Origin of the sequence: Alteraquisediminimonas sediminicola, assembly GCF_019740335.1 — a bacterium.
Lineage (GTDB): Bacteria > Pseudomonadota > Alphaproteobacteria > Sphingomonadales > Sphingomonadaceae > Alteraquisediminimonas > Alteraquisediminimonas sediminicola.
On the sequence record NZ_JAHXZS010000003.1, the window covers coordinates 274705 to 291015 of the forward strand.

At 59.0% G+C, this 16311-nt stretch carries 15 protein-coding genes; 14 read left to right on the forward strand and 1 reads right to left on the reverse strand.

Going from position 1 to position 16311, the window contains the following annotated elements; translation table 11 throughout:
* The first annotated feature begins 159 nt into the window (after nt 1-159).
* The 4 genes from K6117_RS09260 (at nt 160) to K6117_RS09275 (ending at nt 5385) form a co-directional block, all read left to right on the forward strand.
* Complete coding sequence (locus K6117_RS09260) at nt 160-1083, forward strand: response regulator (RefSeq protein ID WP_221794212.1); 924 nt, start codon at nt 160-162, stop codon at nt 1081-1083.
* On the forward strand, nt 1080-2309 hold the full coding sequence (locus K6117_RS09265) for a sensor histidine kinase (RefSeq protein WP_221794214.1): 1230 nt from the start codon (nt 1080-1082) through the stop codon (nt 2307-2309). Before K6117_RS09260 ends, K6117_RS09265 begins: the two co-directional genes overlap by 4 nt.
* Nucleotides 2310-2470: 161 nt before the next feature.
* Complete coding sequence (locus K6117_RS09270) at nt 2471-4618, forward strand: sensor histidine kinase (RefSeq protein ID WP_221794217.1); 2148 nt, start codon at nt 2471-2473, stop codon at nt 4616-4618.
* A complete protein-coding gene (locus tag K6117_RS09275; RefSeq protein WP_221794219.1) occupies nt 4615-5385 on the forward strand; it encodes a response regulator in 771 nt (256 codons plus the stop codon). Before K6117_RS09270 ends, K6117_RS09275 begins: the two co-directional genes overlap by 4 nt.
* A gap of 341 nt (nt 5386-5726) precedes the next feature.
* On the opposite strand, the gene K6117_RS09280 is transcribed toward K6117_RS09275, so the two are convergent.
* A complete protein-coding gene (locus K6117_RS09280; protein WP_221794222.1) occupies nt 5727-7409 on the reverse strand; it encodes a hypothetical protein in 1683 nt (560 codons plus the stop codon).
* 313 nt (nt 7410-7722) lie between these two features.
* On the opposite strand from K6117_RS09280, the gene K6117_RS09285 reads away from it, so the two are divergent.
* The 10 genes from K6117_RS09285 (at nt 7723) to K6117_RS09330 (ending at nt 16310) form a co-directional block, all read left to right on the forward strand.
* Nucleotides 7723-8016, forward strand: a complete 294-nt coding sequence (locus tag K6117_RS09285; RefSeq protein WP_221794224.1) for a hypothetical protein — start codon at nt 7723-7725, stop codon at nt 8014-8016.
* 422 nt (nt 8017-8438) lie between these two features.
* On the forward strand, nt 8439-10076 hold the full coding sequence (locus K6117_RS09290; protein WP_221794226.1) for a tetratricopeptide repeat protein: 1638 nt from the start codon (nt 8439-8441) through the stop codon (nt 10074-10076).
* A complete protein-coding gene (locus K6117_RS09295) occupies nt 10073-11170 on the forward strand; it encodes an NADH:flavin oxidoreductase (protein WP_221794228.1) in 1098 nt (365 codons plus the stop codon). The genes K6117_RS09290 and K6117_RS09295 overlap by 4 nt, the downstream gene beginning before the upstream one ends.
* 93 nt (nt 11171-11263) lie before the next feature.
* Nucleotides 11264-11437, forward strand: coding sequence for a Flp family type IVb pilin (locus tag K6117_RS09300; protein WP_246604982.1), 174 nt, complete (start codon nt 11264-11266; stop codon nt 11435-11437).
* Between the two features lie 132 nt (nt 11438-11569).
* Entirely contained in the window at nt 11570-12424 is an 855-nt protein-coding gene (cpaB, locus tag K6117_RS09305; RefSeq protein WP_221794230.1) for a Flp pilus assembly protein CpaB, read from the forward strand.
* On the forward strand, nt 12421-13857 hold the full coding sequence (locus tag K6117_RS09310) for a type II and III secretion system protein family protein (RefSeq protein WP_221794232.1): 1437 nt from the start codon (nt 12421-12423) through the stop codon (nt 13855-13857). The genes cpaB and K6117_RS09310 overlap by 4 nt, the downstream gene beginning before the upstream one ends.
* On the forward strand, nt 13854-14111 hold the full coding sequence (locus K6117_RS09315) for a hypothetical protein (protein ID WP_221794234.1): 258 nt from the start codon (nt 13854-13856) through the stop codon (nt 14109-14111). The genes K6117_RS09310 and K6117_RS09315 overlap by 4 nt, the downstream gene beginning before the upstream one ends.
* A gap of 35 nt (nt 14112-14146) precedes the next feature.
* Nucleotides 14147-15340 (forward strand): TadE/TadG family type IV pilus assembly protein, encoded by a 1194-nt coding sequence (locus tag K6117_RS09320; protein ID WP_221794237.1) that lies wholly within the window; start codon nt 14147-14149, stop codon nt 15338-15340.
* Nucleotides 15337-15837 carry a TadE/TadG family type IV pilus assembly protein gene (locus K6117_RS09325; RefSeq protein ID WP_221794239.1) on the forward strand — a complete coding sequence of 167 codons (501 nt, stop codon included), beginning with the start codon at nt 15337-15339 and terminating at the stop codon, nt 15835-15837. The genes K6117_RS09320 and K6117_RS09325 overlap by 4 nt, the downstream gene beginning before the upstream one ends.
* Complete coding sequence (locus tag K6117_RS09330) at nt 15837-16310, forward strand: TadE/TadG family type IV pilus assembly protein (RefSeq protein ID WP_221794241.1); 474 nt, start codon at nt 15837-15839, stop codon at nt 16308-16310. The genes K6117_RS09325 and K6117_RS09330 overlap by 1 nt, the downstream gene beginning before the upstream one ends.
* Nucleotide 16311: the final 1 nt, after the last annotated feature.

Genomic DNA, 16311 nt, shown 5'->3' on the forward strand with positions numbered 1-16311 from the left:
GAACTATCTGGGCCGTTTCGAGCCGTTTGCGTTCGAAAACAGGCTGATATGTAGCTTTGGCGCTCATGTTGATGGCACCAATAGTAACCGTACCAGTTTGCGTTTAGCTGTCCGGACTCGCGCCGGTTGTGGTCACGTTTGCAGTAAGAGCGGTGAATAATGGGTACGCCAGATAACAAAGGCACGGTTCAAGACGGAGCCGGCAAAGAAGCGATCGAGCTGAATATCCTGCTCATCGACGATGATGCGGCCTTGCTTGAAGAGCAGGCAGACCTTTTAGGGGCGCTTGGCTATGCATGTACCACGGCGGCGACGCCGGAGGCTGCCGAAATTGCCTTCGCCGCCAACCCGGACATCAACGTCATCATTGCCGACTGGTCATTACCGGGCAAGAACGGCCTGTCGCTGATCGATCATATCCGCTCGACCATTGGCGCAAATCGCGCCTTTGTCGCGATTTTGCAAACCGGTCATCCCAGCGTCGATCTCGCGGTCGAATCGATGCACAGCGGCCTTGCCGACTTTATCTGCAAGCCGGCAACTGTGGGCATGCTGGAAACTGCCCTGCAACGCGCCCATCAACGGCTGGCGGAGCTCATCGCCTTTGCCGCTGAAGATAAGGTCTATGCTTCGGTACAGGCCATACAGGATTCGCTCAATGCGCTGATGAAAAAGGTCGGCGTCGAGCCCGCCGCCACGCCAGCGCCCGCCGGACAGGCCGCGGCACCGGGACAGGAGCGCACCGTTACATCCGCCGATGTAAAGGCGATCATGAAGGCGCGTCGCCAGCGCGGCAAATATTTCGAGAACGACCTGTTCTCCGACCCGTCATGGGATATTTTGCTGGAATTGACGGCGGCCCATCTCGAAGGCCGTCAGGAATCGGTGACGAGTGTCGCGCTCGCGACTTCGGTGCCGACATCGACTGCCATGCGCCGCATCCGTGAAATGACCGACAAGGAACTGCTCCACCGTTGGGATGATCCAAGCGATGCGCGTCGCATTTTTGTCGCGCTGACCGAGGATACGGCGCTGCGCATGGTCAAGCTGCTGTCCAACATGGGCAGTCCGCCGATCATATGAACGGCTTGATCTTCGGTCGCAAGGATAGCCGCCGCAAAGGAACGGCCGGTCGCGCCAGCGGACATGAGGTCGATAAATCGGACAATGTCGCGCGCATCGCGCAACTTGAACATCTCCTCTTCGCGTCCTGCGAGGACGGCATATTTGTCTATGGCACCGACGCCCGTTACGACCCTGCAACCGGCGAGTTGATCATTTTGCAGGCCAAGGATCAGACCCAGGCCATCGCCGCATGCAATGCCGCCCCTGAAGAGGGGATCGTCGAACGCTTTGCCATTTGCATCTATGATCGCGATAATTTTGAACAGGCGCTGGATGAAGACCAGCCCTGCATCCGTTTCCGCGTCGGGACCGCCGAACAGGGTCGCTGGGTCAAATTTGTGGGCGCAGGCTGGCTTGCCCCCGGTCATTGGCATTATGGCAGCCTGATCCAATTGCCCAATCCCGCGAGCGTTGCGCTAGATCCGATGCAGGCCGCGCGGCTGATGGACCTTGGCCGCATGTCGGCAGTGGTGGGGCATGAATTGAAACAGCCTTTATCGACCATTTCTTTCGCCGCCGAAAACGGGCGATTGATGCTGGTGGGCGCCTCCGACACCAAAAGCCAGAAAGCCCTGCAAAAATTCGACCGCATCCTCGATCAGGTCGATCGCGCGCGCGATATTTCAAACCGCATGATGGAACAATCGCGCACCCAGACATCGGTCGAAATGCAATTCGATCTCGGCCAATCGATTCGCATTGTGCAAGATCTCTGCCGTCAGGATGCGCAGGAGGCTGATATTCAGATCTGCGACGCCATCATGCCCGGTGCCGTCCGTATCATCGGCATGGCGCGCGGCATGATGGAGCAGATCATCCAGAATGCGTTCCAAAATGCCATCGATGCCATTCATGCCGCCCGCAAGAACGGCATCGCGTCACGCGGTCGGATCGAAACAATCGCACATATCCTGCCCGATGGCCGATTGTCATTGAAAGTGATTGATGACGGTGTCGGCATTGCGCCAGCCGATTCCTCCAAGGCATTTGACGCTTTTTTCACGACCAAAGCCGAAACCGGCGGCACCGGCCTTGGCCTGTTCGTCTGCCATCAAATGATCGAACGGATTGGCGGCCAGATCACTATCGGCCAGAATCCGGATAGCCGGGGGGCCTGTCTTGTCGTCACCCTCCCCGCAAACCGCATCGATATTTCACCGCAACACCATGATATGCTGCGCTGATCTCTTGTCCGATCTCGGGGCGGCGATCGGGTGCATGTAAAAAAATACAGCACAATATAAAAGATGACTCTTAAATAGATGGAAAGCTGCCCCACAACTTATATAAGCGAAGATCTGATTGGCTGGAGGGGAGGACGGCCAATAGGGAAAGGGGCGCGCAATTGATCTATCAGGATAACACCGGCCCCATGCCGTTGCAGCGCTGGCTGTGGCGCGCTTTTCTGCGGTCGGCGGTTATCCCCTTGCTGTTCATTGAATTGGGCTTTCTCGGCGTCTATTGGATCAGCGCGGAAATCGGCTATCGCGCCAACACCTCGGCCGTGCAAAATGTGGCAGATCAATATTTCGTCGATGTCGCCACGCGGGAAGCATCGGTCATTGCCGAAACTTTGCATGGCGTGGAAAGCCTGACGGGCATGTTCGTGCGGGAAAGCCGCCGCGCCCTTGTCACGCCTTATGATCCCCCTGCCTCCGAAAAATCGCGTTATCAATTGCGCCCGGATGGCAGCTTCATCACCGTCCGCGACAATGGCGGGTCGGCGACCTTTTATAGCGGCATTGTCCCGGTTGGACCGAAAGAGATCGCCAAGGTCTGGCGCACGTCCCAGATCGACCCGGTGTTTCGGAACATCAAGGAATCAAACCCGCTCATTTCCCAACTCTATATCAACACCTTCGATTCCTATAACCGCATCTACCCCTATATGGATACGAGCGTCTATCCGGCGAAAATGGATATTCCGTCGTATAATTTCTATTATGAGGCAGATTCCGGTCATAATCCGCAACGCAAAGTCGTGTGGACCGACGCCTATATCGACCCTGCCGGGCAAGGCTGGATGGTATCGTCGATCGCACCGATTTATGTCGGCAACCGGCTAGAAGGCGTGGCAGGCATCGACATCACGATCAAGCAGATCGTCAACCGCATCCTCGATACGGCATTGCCCTGGAATGGCTATGCCATGCTGGTCGGCCGTGATGGCGCGATCATCGCCATGCCGAAAGATGGCGAGTCCGATTTCCATCTCAAAATGATGCGCGACCATGAATATACCAGCGCCATCACCGGCGATACATTTCGCCCGGATGACTTCAACATCCGCAAGCGCCCCGATCTGCAACAACTCGGCAAAGCGCTGTTCGCCAAAAAGAGCGGCAAAATCGTGGTCAAATTTGACGGCATCCCGCATGTTGCCGCCTTTGCCGAGGTGCCCGGCCCCGGTTGGCGGCTAGTCGTCATCGCCGCACAAAGCATGATCTACAGCGATGCCCAACGCTTGCGCGACCGGGTCGAGATGGTCGGTTTGTTCATGCTGGCCATTTTGATCCTGTTCTATATCGTTTTCTTCATGTTGCTCTCTTATCGTTCCCGCACGATGAGCAAGGTGCTGGCGGAACCACTGGAACAGGTCACTGCGATCATGGATCGGGTTGGGGCTGGGGCCTATGACCAGCATTTCACCAGTTCAAAGGTTGAAGAACTTAACCGCGTCGGCCACCATCTGATAGACATGAACAACCGTCTGGCCGCAGCCGAAGAACGCAGCGTCTTGCAGGAGCGGCAAATCGCCCGCGCTCTTGAACATGAGCGCGAGACCAATGAAAGCCAGCGCCGTTTCATCCGCATCATGTCGCATGAAATTCGCACCCCATTGGCGATTGTCGATAGCTGCGCCGAAGTGATGGTGCGCCGACCCGAACAACAAAGCAGCGAGCAAATCGTCGCGCGCGCGCACAAGATCCGTCGTGCCAGCAACCGTATTCAAGATGTGTTGAGCCGGTTGGTGCGCCTGCTTGAACTGGTGAACTCCAAACAGCGCGCCGAACTGGTGCCGCTGGATCTGAGTTGGCTGGTCAATGCGACCTGCGAGGAATTCGCCCGGGTCGGTGGCGAAAAGATCACCGTGGATACTGCGGTGGAGCCGGGGCTGCGGGTACGCGGCGATGATGAATTGATCCGCCAGATCCTGATCGCGCTGTTGGAAAATGCGAACAAATTCTCACCGGCCGGCACGCCGATTGAGGTCCGCGCCCGCACGGATAAGGATGCGGACGAAATCGTCATCTCGGTCATCGATCATGGCGAGGGCATTCCAAGCGCCGACATGCCCCATATTTTCGACCGCTTCTATCGCGGCAGCAATGCCACCACGACCATCGGATCGGGTATCGGCCTGCATATGGCGCGGGTGTTTGCCGCCTCCAATGACGGTCGACTTGAAATCGACAGCGCCCCCGATGGCGGCGCCTGCGTGTCGTTGCGCCTGCCGGTGCTGCACGACAATCAATATGGTGAACGCGCATGACATTGGCCCGTTTGCTCGTGGTGGAAGATGAGGCAGAGCTGCGCGCCGACCTGATCGAATTGCTCGAATGTTGCGATTTCGAGGTATCAGGCTCTGGCGATGGCACTGAAGCATTCGCCATGATCCAACGCGATCGACCAGATCTTGTGATTTGCGATGTCCAATTGCCCGGCATGACGGGAATTGAGATATTAAAGGGTCTGCGCGCGTCAAAGGGCTATCGCCCGATCATGTTGATGTTCACCGCCTATGGCGATGATGAAATGATCCAGTCGCTGCATAAGCTTGGTGCACAAGGCGCACTCGTCAAACCGGTCGGATTTAAAGTGATGCTCAACAAGATCATGGAGTTGCTCGCACACCGGCCTGCAATGGAGGTGGCAGCAGCCATGGGGGCGCCGGCGGTGCTGATCGTGGAACAGGAAATCGAGCTGGCAGAAGAGATTGCCGAATTGCTCGAAAGCCATGGCCGCACCGCGCATCACATCGATAATCTGGCCGATGCGTTTGAACATTTGCGGGCCAACCCGGATATCGGCGGGGTGTTGCTTGATATCAGGCTAGGCGGCGATAATGCCCTGCACCTGATTCATGCGGTGGCAACGGACCCGGCGCTTTCATTGCGCAACATACAATTCGGGCTGATGGGCAATGAACATGCCCAGACCATAAGGGCTGAAAAACTGCCTGTGGTGCGCACCGCTTTCCTGCAAAAGCCAATCCGCCCCAAGGATCTGCTCGCCTTTGCCAATAGCCTTGGCACTTAGGATCAAGCCCTAGGCATATAAAATACGGGCCATAAAAAATGCGGGAGAGAGACCGTCTCCCCCGCATTTTCCAGAACCAGAAAATTACCCGCACCATCAAGGCGACCAAGAGCCGTCCGACCTCCGGGCAATTGCAATAGTTAGGTCCAGCGATGAAAGGGCGCGCTATTACAACACCGATGGTGCGGCGTAGCCCATTGATTCGCAAATGCTATCGTAACCGAACTGGCATCATTGCCGGGATGCACGGCCTGCCCATCGTGCAGTCGCTTGAATTGTGGCGATTAATAGCAAGGATACCCATATTTATCTGACGATAATTATTGATGTGCCATACAATCTCACTGCCAGACCGGTGACAGCCAGATGCGAAGCCGCTGCTTCACGCCCGGTGGGTAAAGCCCTTCATTCAACAGCTGATCGACAGACTGGCCTTTGACGCGCTGCGCCTGCGCCGCCCGGGTCCATGCGGCCCGCGCCATGGAAAGACGCCCCTCGCGCGCGGCCAGCGCCGCCGACAACACCGCAAATTGCGGATCGCGCCCGCTAGAGGGAATAGACGCCAAAGCCGTCCGCGCCGCTGCCACATCGTCCATCCGCACTGCCGCGAAAAACAGCCCGACAAAGAAGCGCGATGGCGGGTTGAAATGGCCCTTCACCGCCTGTTGCAACAACGCCTTACCCTTTAGATTGCCGCGATACAGCATATGCAGCCCGACCGAACCACGCACATCCGGCATATCGCCGAACCGCGTCAAAAGCTGTGCAGCGATCATGTCGAATTCGGAATCGCCCTCGACAAAACAGGCGGCATGCATCGCGAACAGAAGCGAAGACAGCCGATCCGGATTAAGTTGCAGGTTGCGCTGCGCCAATATGCTTGCCGCATCGAGCAATTCAGTGCGCGCCGCGCCATGCTTGCTGGTCAGCGCCTGATCGACCAGCGTCCATCCCCGCACCATCGCGGCCAATGGATCATTGGGCTGGGCATCGAGCCAGTCGCTGCTGCACTCCTGCAATTGCCAACCGCTCACGAAGCGCTGTTGCTGCCAGCGATTGGCAAAATTGAGCCAACAGCGATAGGGCGAATCCGCACTGATTTTCAGCCGCTGTTGATCCGCGTGAATGGCGCCAGTGGCCTGGCCAAGTTCGAATGCGAATGCGCGGGCCATGCGGGCCTGGTCGAACACCCCGCGCTGCCCCTGATCGGGCGCGATCAGGTGGCGCGAGGCTATGATCCGGTCTTGCATCCGGTTGACGAGCGTGGCCGATAAAAGCGTCGCATCCGCGACTGGACGCATCCTGATCTCCACCACATAATCAGTCTTGTCGGTGATCCGATCGACAATATTGACGCCCTCCATCAAGTTGAAGGCCTCGATCATCGACAGAACAAAGGTCTGCCGCACCTCTGCCGATGGTTGGTCGTCATGGGGCATTGGCGGTGTAATGATCGCGACATTGGGAAAGTCATTATGCGCCCAGCGTTGTGCCGCAGCCTCGGCCCGAAACAGCATCGCCCCCGTCACTGCCATCAGGGCCAAAAGCAACACCGCACCCGGCAGCAACAAGCGGCGAACGATGGGACGCTTTAGGCTAGGAATAGCGACTGGACGACCCCATAATGCCCGCCACCGCGCACGCGCGCCAACCGGCGACGTCATGTCAGGTACGTCCACAGGATCTGTATCGCCGGTCCGGGATACCAGCCGGACGCCATAACCACCCTGCGGCACCTGCAACTGCATCATCTGGCCACGACCGGCCCCGGCATAAAAATTATCGAGCGAGCGACGCAGACGCGCGACATGAACGCGCGCATAGGAATCGGTATGGGCATCGAAATCAGCGGGACGGCCAAGCCCGTCCACCGCCACCGCGTAGGATTTGATACCAAAGCCGCGGCCAGCCTGTGTCTCCGCCACCAGATATCGTAACAGCCGGGCCAGCACGGGCGAACGCACGAAAGCCGGGTCGGCCAGAACCTGTTCAAGTGCAAGGTTCAGATCATCCGTGTCGTTCAACGTCCCCCGACCCTTCGCACTTTCACGCCTTAAGTCTTACTGCGTGCCGATATTCGTACCAGTTTGGTTGCATTTCATCAATAATGATTAGGGAATCCTTAAGAAACAACGCCCATTTAACGCCTTTGCACTAAAAGCAGGACTATGTCACGCTATGGGATCCACCACCGCATGCGTTAAACAGCCCGTTTAACACCCCCCTCACAGCCGCAGTTTGCGGCATTTTGGCCGGATATTGCAGTACGATACCGGTTGAAACTTATGCGCAGCACTCATCCATGGCCTTTTTATGCACATGATTGGCAGGTTGCTCATGTCCCAAGTGGTTCTCATTGCTGTTACGGCACCGATGATCGCTATGGGCGCCACACCGGTCATACCCGTCACGGGGGCAATGGTGGCAGGCGCTGCGACAGCCCGCATCATGCCCGGCATATCGGTACATCTCGGCTATCCGGCACGTTCGGATTTGGTTGCGACCCTGCCGAACATGCCGATTACGATGATCAGCACATCGACATGCAATGTTGATGCGATTGATCGATTGCGTGGCGACAGGTCAGAAAGCGCGCCGCAGGGCATGTGCAATCTGACCGAGTTCCAATAACCGGCGATACTGTCCCTGTCCCGGTAGTTGGAGCGTCCAAATGGACGGCATCATTGTCCTGATGATGCCGTCCATTCCTTTTGGCCCTATTGTTTGGCCCTATTTTTTGGAGATCAAAAGGGACCGCCCGCTGCCAAAACGCAGCCGGAAACCGGATCGGCACTGCCCCAATCCGGGACCGGATGGCGTTGCACTGCCCTTGCTTTCTCCCGACCGCCCGATATACCTCCGCATGCGTCGCCGAACGCATGCACAAAGGTTGCAGGCCAGTCCGCCAGCATCCCCACACATGCCACCCATAAAACGACGCATCTTGGGTGCTGGTCGGTGCATCGCCGCTCGACACCAGTCATGTGTTTGCGTTCCAAAATAAATATGCCTGCAATAGCGCCCGCTCGCCGGGGGCTTTTCTGAGGAATGGGATGACGACCGCTACGGCTATCAGGACAGAACTGGCGGGGGTCCTTGCCGACCCGGTATTCGCCCGGTCGCCTGTTTTGACGCGCCTGCTTGCCTTTCTCGTCGAAGAAAGCATTTCCGGACGGGGCACCCGACTGAAGTCCTATAGCGTCGCCGTAGATGGGCTGGGTCGCGCCCCCGATTTCGATCCGCAGGTCGATTCCTATGCCCGGGTACAGGTGGCCCGGCTGCGCAAATCGCTCGATGCCTTTTATGCCGGGTCAGGCGCAACACGGCCCCAAAGGCTGAGAATCGACAATGGTTCTTATCAGGTCGAACTGATCGACAACCCCCGCGCAACAAGCGCGACCACCGATGCGGCGACTGCGCTGGCAATGCCCGCGTGGTGGCAATTGTCCCGGCCGACGATCCGCATCATTGGCCTATTATTATTGTTCGCGGCCTTGGCTGGGGCGGCAATCTGGTGGATCAACCATCAACGCGCCCGCACGGCGCTCTGGCAACGCGATAATTTCCCCAGCATCGAAATGACCTTGATGGGCAGCAAGCAAGCCCCGCTCAACGCCACGTTGGGCGAAGCACTGCGCCAGTCGACCTTGCTGGCGCTGACCCGCTTTGAAACACTGCGGGTGCGTGATCATGCCGGCAGTCACGCCGATTACGAACTGCGGAGCTATATTCATCATGATGGCCCCAAGGCCATGGCGACTTTGTTGCTGGTGCATCGGCCACGCAATCAGGTCATCTGGTCATGGTCAGGCGATGTGCCGCGCGTCCCCAAGACCGGTACATTCAATACCGACAAGGTCGCCGCCGACATCTCGTTCGTTATCGGCCAGCCGACGGGCGTGCTGCACGCCAACGAACGCAGCCACAATCATGGCTATGACACGCCTTATGGGTGCTGGCTGGGCTTCACATCCCAATTGCAGGACAATTTCCGCATTGGCAGCGGCCCGATGGCGCATTGCGCGGTCGCCTGGCATGATGCCGCCCCCCGCAACCCGATTGCGGCAGGCCTGTATAGCTGGGTGCTGCTTGATAAATCGGTGCTGGCCTTTAGCGAGTCCAACCGACAGGAACTGGTTGAACAAGCCATCGAGGTTGCAGAGGCCGCGCGCCAGATCAACCCCGGTTCCAGCTTTGTCCAGATTTCGGCAGTCCGCAACTTCGCCTTCGCCCATCGCGATGCCGAACTGCAGGCCGCCATTCGTCAGGCGCTTGCCCTCAATCCCGACAATCTCGACGTCAAGGGCGTGGCCGGGATGATGCTTGTCCTGAACAATCATCCGGAGGGTCTGCCGCTGCTGCGCGAGGCCATCTCTCGCCATTTCAATCCGCCCGCCTGGTATTTCATCGGTCTCTATATGTCCGCGATGATGGAGGACGATGTCATTGGGGCGCGCCATGCGCTGGTGCGGGCGTCCTCCTTGCGCCATTCTGTCCCGGTGGTGCATCTGATGGCGGCGGCGCTGGAGGCGCGATCCGGCAACATGGCCAAGGCGCAGGCGGCATGGGCACAGGCGGAAAAAATGGTGCCGATGCTCCGCATCAATCACGCCTATGTGTTTGACCGGCTACCGCTCGATGCCACGGTCAAGGCCCGGATGCTGCGCTGGCTGGACCCGCTGTTTAAATGACCTCACTCAACGCTCCCCTGACCTTCGTGCATGGGCCTGAGATCAAGAACCGCTTCATGCTGTCGCCGCTCACCAATTTGCAGAGCAACGACGATGGCACTTTGGGCGAAGACGAACTCAATTTCCTCGTGAAGCGAGCAGAAGGCGGCTTTGGTCTGGTAATGACCTGTGCCGCATCCGTGCATATGAGCGGCAAGGCCTTCAAAGGCCAGCTCGGTTGCTATGCCGATGACCACATTCCGGGCCTCAAACGCATCGCCACAGCCTTGCGCGCGGTAGGCGCGCTGTCTTCCGTCCAATTGCATCATGCCGGTGGTCGCGCCGATGCGGCCCTGAATGGTGGCCAGCTTTATGGCCCATGGGACGATGAACAGCGCGGCATCAAGGCGATGACCACCGCACAGGTCGAAGACACGATCCAGCATTTCATCAACGCCGCCATCCGCTGCGAAAAAGCAGGTTTCGACGGGGTCGAACTACATGGCGCCCATGGCTATTTGCTGTGCCAGTTTCTGGATGAACGCCATAACAACCGCACCGACCGCTTCGGCGGTTCTTATGAGAACCGGACACGCATCTATCATGAAGTGATTGAGGGCGTCCGCGCCGCGACCGGCCCGGACTTTCAGTTGGGCATCCGATTATCTGCCGAACGTTATGGCTATTCCATCGCCATCGCCCGCCAATTCGCGCAGGAACTGATGACCGGCGGCAAGCTCGATTATATCGACATGTCATTATGGGATAGCTTCAAGCTACCGGAAGAAGAGGCCTACAAAAGCAAGATGCTGATCGACTGGTTCACGGACCTCGATCGCAGCCATTGCCGTCTGGGCGTCGCGGGCAAATTACTTTCGGCCAAGGATGTGCAGGCATGTCTCGACCATGGTGCGGACTTTGTCCTGATTGGCCGTGGCGCGATCCTGCATCATGATTTTCCCCAGCAGATATTGGCCAATCCGGATTTCGTCTCCCAGTCCTTTCCGGTGACGCCCGCATATCTGGCCCATGAAGCCGTGGGCACAGCGTTCATCCAATATCTCGCCACTGCATGGGAAAATTATGTCGTCAAACCGCCTGTCCCCAGAGACTAAAAGGATAATGAATTAATAACATTAATTGACATTGCGCATCTTTTGCGGCAGCTTAAGTTATCTTGAATACTCCGTTATCAAAGGTTCGCTGAGATGGCAAACAAGCCCCAGATTTCGCTCTTCCGTCGTCGCAAGGATCAGAAGGGCGCCACCATGATTGAATATGCGCTGCTGGCCGCGCTGATTTCGATCGCTGCAATTGCCGTGCTGCGTTTGATCGGTCCGAAGCTCGTCACGACCTTCACGACCATTCTCGACTCGCTTTAATCAAACCGGGTTGCGGACAGATGGCCCCTCTAACGGGGCTGGTTTGCGCCGCAGCCTGACTGCCCCCAAGGCTTGATGTGGCCGGGGCAAAGTGCGCGTTGCCATTGGCACTTCATGTAAAGGTGGGTGAAATTGCGATCTTCCGCGCTCATCATAGCCGCCTTGCTGATCGGACTGGTGGCGGCGTTTCTCGTGTTTCGGGTCATCATCCCGGATACGGAGGCCGCCCGCAAACGCATCGTCGTCGCGAGTGGGGAAATTCTCGCTGGCACCGCCATCAAGGCCAGCGAATTATCCACCGTCGAATGGGCGGCGGAAGAAATGCCCAAAGGCGCATTTGAAAAAATCGAGCTCGTCACAGGCCGGATCGCGCGGACCAATGTCTATGCGGGCGAACCGGTGCTCGATACCCACCTTGCCCAAGTGTCGGCGATGGCCGGGATGACGGCGATGATCGCGGAAGGCAAGCGCGCGATTTCCATCGGAGCAGACGAAGTGATCGGCGTGGCCGGTTTTGCCATGCCGGGATCTTATGTCGATGTGCTGGTCAGCGCCAAGGATTCCGCAGGCTTTCCTTTTTCCAAGGTCGTGCTGGAGCGCATTAAGATTCTCGCGGTCGAACAGGAAACAAAGTCCAAGCCGGATGCGCCCAAGGTCGTCAATGCCGTCACCCTCGAAATGACGCCGACCGAGGCTGAACGACTCGATCTGGCGCGGTCGGTCGGCACTTTGTCGCTGGTCCTGCGCAATGAATTCGACCGTTCGCCTGCCAAGGCGCCCGGCGCACGGCTGAACGATCTGTTTATCGGCTCCTCCATCGTCTTTACCGTGCCGCCCGCGGCCTCTGGCGCGGCGTTGAACCCGCAGGCACAGCCACAGCCCACCGCCGCGCCCGCATCTGGCCGCGCCACCCGTCGCCAAGCCCCCCGTGTCGTGCAGGGCGTCGAGGAAATTCGCGGCACTGGCCGAATGGAAACAGCACAATGATGGCCAAGCGCATCGCCCTGTTTGCCGGACTGTTGCTGCTATCGCCGCTTGGCGCTTATGCCAGCAGCGATGCCCCATCACCTGCGCTAACTGGCGGGCAGGCATTGCGCGCCAGCGCCGACAACAGCGAACGCCTGTCGGTCTTTCTGGGACAGGCGGAGGTCATCCATCTCCCCTTTGCCGCAAAGCGCGTGGCGATTGGCGATGAAAAGATCGCCGACTTCCGCATGATCGGCCCGAGCGAATTATATCTGCTCGGCAAGAGCGTCGGGCGCACGAATATCCTGATCTGGGATCGCTTCGGCTCGTCGCAGGCCGCGACCATCGATGTGGGCATTGATTTGCAATCGCTCGATGCGATGATCCAGTCGCAATTGCCGACTGGCAGCCAGATCGAGGTGACGTCCACCGCCTCCTCCATCATCCTGAGCGGCATGGCGGCGGATACCGTAGCGGCCAATGCGGCGATCAAGCTCGCGGACGCCCATGCCGTTAGCCTCAATCGCCTCTTGTCGCAGGGCGGCAAGGATGGCGGCGGTAGCAGCGGCGCATCCGGCCAAGGCGGCGACGACAAGCTGGTGCAGGTCGTCAACCTGATGAAGATCCGCGACCCCCAACAGGTCATGCTGGAAGTGCGCATCGCCGAAGTGTCCAAATCCATCGTCGACCGGCTGGGGCTGAAGCTCGACATCGCCAATCCGGGCGGCGATGTGCGCTGGGCGGTCGGTTCCAACTTCCTTGGGTCGGGCAGCGCCGTCGCCAGCCTGTTGTTCGGCGGTAATGGCACCAATTACCGCGCCGATCTCGATGCCGAACGCAAGCGCGGCACGATCAAGATTCTCGCCGAACCGACCATCGTCGCGATGAGCGGGGAAGAAGGCAAATTCCTCGTCGGCGGCAAGATTTTCATCCCCGTTGCGCAAAGCGGCAATGGCAACAGCACGAATATCACGCTGGAAGAACGCCAGTTCGGTGTCGGGCTGACCTTCCTGCCGACCGTGCTGGACGGGGGCCGGATCAACCTGCGGGTCGCGCCGGAAGTGTCCGAATTGTCGAAAGAGCCGGTCAGCCTCAGCGTCGGACAGAGCAGCTCGCTGCTGCCGTCCTTCACCACCAGCAATGTCTCCACCACGGTGCAGTTGCGCGATGGTCAGAGCCTTGTGATTGGCGGACTGCTTCGCAACACGATAGTTAAAACGCTGAAAGGCGTGCCGTTGCTCAGCCAGATTCCGGTGCTGGGCGCCTTGTTCAGCAGCGATGACTTCGCCGCCGATCGGACCGAATTGATCGTCGTCGTCAGACCGACTCTGGTCGCCGGTACGGATGCCCGCCCGGTGCTGCCGACCGATGACCTGCGCGTCGACAAATCCGCCCCGCCAGCGCCTGTAACACCTGCAACGCCTGCCACTCCAGCAGCGGAGCCACAGCCATGATGATGACGTCTCCTTGGCGCGCAGGCGCGGCGATGATCTTGATGCTGGCGGTGGCAGGCTGCAAAACCGCGCAGGATGCGCCCTTTGGCGTGATGCTGGATACTGCCAAAAACGCCCAGCGCATTGATGCCAACAGCCCCGCCACACAGCCGATTACCGGTGTAGAAGGCGAACGCAGTTTCGACCGTTACATCAAGAGCGATGCCAAGGCCGAAGGCGCGATCATGGCCGGTTCATCGTCCCAGCCGCAATAGCCAAGGGGATGGACGCGCATGGATCGGTCCCGATCATGAGAGGCGGACCCAACCGGCAAAAGGGCGTGCTGAGCATCTTCACAGCGGCCGCGATCATGGTCGTTTTGGGGTTGGTCGGCCTCGCCATCGACACGGGTCGGATGCTGTCCACGCGCACCGAAATGCAATCGGCGGTCGATGCCTGTTCGCTTGCGGGCGCGCTCGAATTGAACGGCCTGCCCGATGCAACAACCCGCGCGGCCTATGCCGGGCGCTATGTCGCCGGGCGCGACAAGCAGGCCTTTCAAAAGACCGCCGTCGCCATTCCCAATAGCGGCGTGACCTTCAGCAACACCCTGTCCGGCACCTATGTCACCGCCGATGGCATCGCGGGCAATCTTGCCCATTATATCAAATGCGAGACCTTGCTGCCCGGCGTCGCCACTTATTTCCTGCGCGTGCTGGGGGTGAACAGCGCCAATCTCAAGGCATCGGCCATTGCCACCGTCGCGCCCTCGCAATCGGTCTGCGCCCTGCCCATGGCCATTTTCGAGGGCAATAGCAACGGCAGCAATCCGAGCAATTTCGACTATCAACCGGGAGAAGTCATCCCCATCACCGGCGCCAATACAGGGCGCGGATTTTTCACTTGGGCAGATGTGTTGAACGCAACCACGGTCAGCGGCCTTACCCCTTATTCCAATGCGCTGATCGGCTATGGGTCGTGCGGCGCGACCACCGCGCCCGGCCGCTGCATCGGCATCAAGACCGGCGAAGTCGCGAGCCTGGTCGAAGAATGGAACACCAGATTCGGCCTGTATAAAAGCTATACCCCGACAACAGCCGTGCCGGACCTTTCCGGCTATGGCTATAACCCCGCATCCTATTCAATCGATACGACCGTGCTGCCGGACTTTCTCAACACCCGCGTGCCGGCGCGCACGGCCTATCAAAGCACGATTCCGAGTTATACAATCCCGCTCAACGTCAACCAGCAATATGGCGCGCCCTATCGGCGGATCACGGCCGTACCGGTGGTGCGGGATGATGCGGGCTGCGGCAATGCGTCCAAGCGCCTGGTCGGCTGGGCCTGCATCTTGATGCTGAAACCTGTGTCCACCTCCAATGCCGACCCGGCAAAGGTGATGTTCATCTCCAATGCAGCCAGCACCGGCAGCCCGTGCCGCGCTTCCGGCGTGGCGGGCGGCGCGGGCGCAGTTGGCCCGTTGGTCCCGGTGATCGTGCAATGATTCGCCCCCATCCATCCACGCGCCAAAAAGGCGCGGTACTGGTCGAACTGTCGGTCATCCTGCCGTTGCTGCTGTTGCTCAGCTTCGCCACGCTCGAATTTGCGAAAGCGATCACCGCGTATAAAACGCTCGTCAATCAGGTGCGCATCGCAGCGCGGCATCTGGCGAACCTCACCCCCGGTGCAGGCCATGTCTCCGCCGATTGCATCGTGCGCTATGGTGTCGTCAGCAACACCGCGCCCTGCGGCGGCGCATTGTTGATGCCGGGCCTTGCCGGTGCGGTGGTGACGGTTTCCGATGCGGCCAACGCGCCATCGACCCACCGTGCGCAATCGACCACTAGCGGCACAGGCGCGGTCACGGTCAATCTCGTGACGGTGCAGGTGTCGTCCTATGTCCATCCGCTCGCCTCTGCCGGTTTCCTAACCGGCATTTTCCGGGGCAAGACATCGATCAGCTTCGGCCCGATCAGCGCCACCATGCGGCAGGTGCTGTGATGCGCGGTCAGATCCCCCCCACAACGGATCAACGCGGCACGGCGATGGTGGAATTTGCCCTTGCGTTCATGCTGTTCTGGACAGCGTTGATTGCGGTCATCGAATTTGCGCGGCTGATGTTTTCATGGGGCACGGCCAGCGAAGCCACCAGAATCGCGGCGCGGCTGGCCAGCATTTGCGACAAGTCATCGACCCAAGAGGCCCATATCCGCGCTCGCGTCGGCCATTTTCTGACTGCCTCCGGCCAGATCGACCTGGCAGGCCGTACCGATTGGCTGACGATCAGCTATTTTCCCACGGGCTGCACGGTCGACACCTGCCAGCAGGTCGAGGCCAAGCTCTACAACATCCATCCCGCGCTGCACGTGCCGGGCCTGAGCAAGGTCATGACCCTGCCGGAATTCCGCATGCGCCTGCCGCGGGAATCGATGCGCAACTCCATTCAGGGCGAGAACAACAATGCCTGTATCTGAC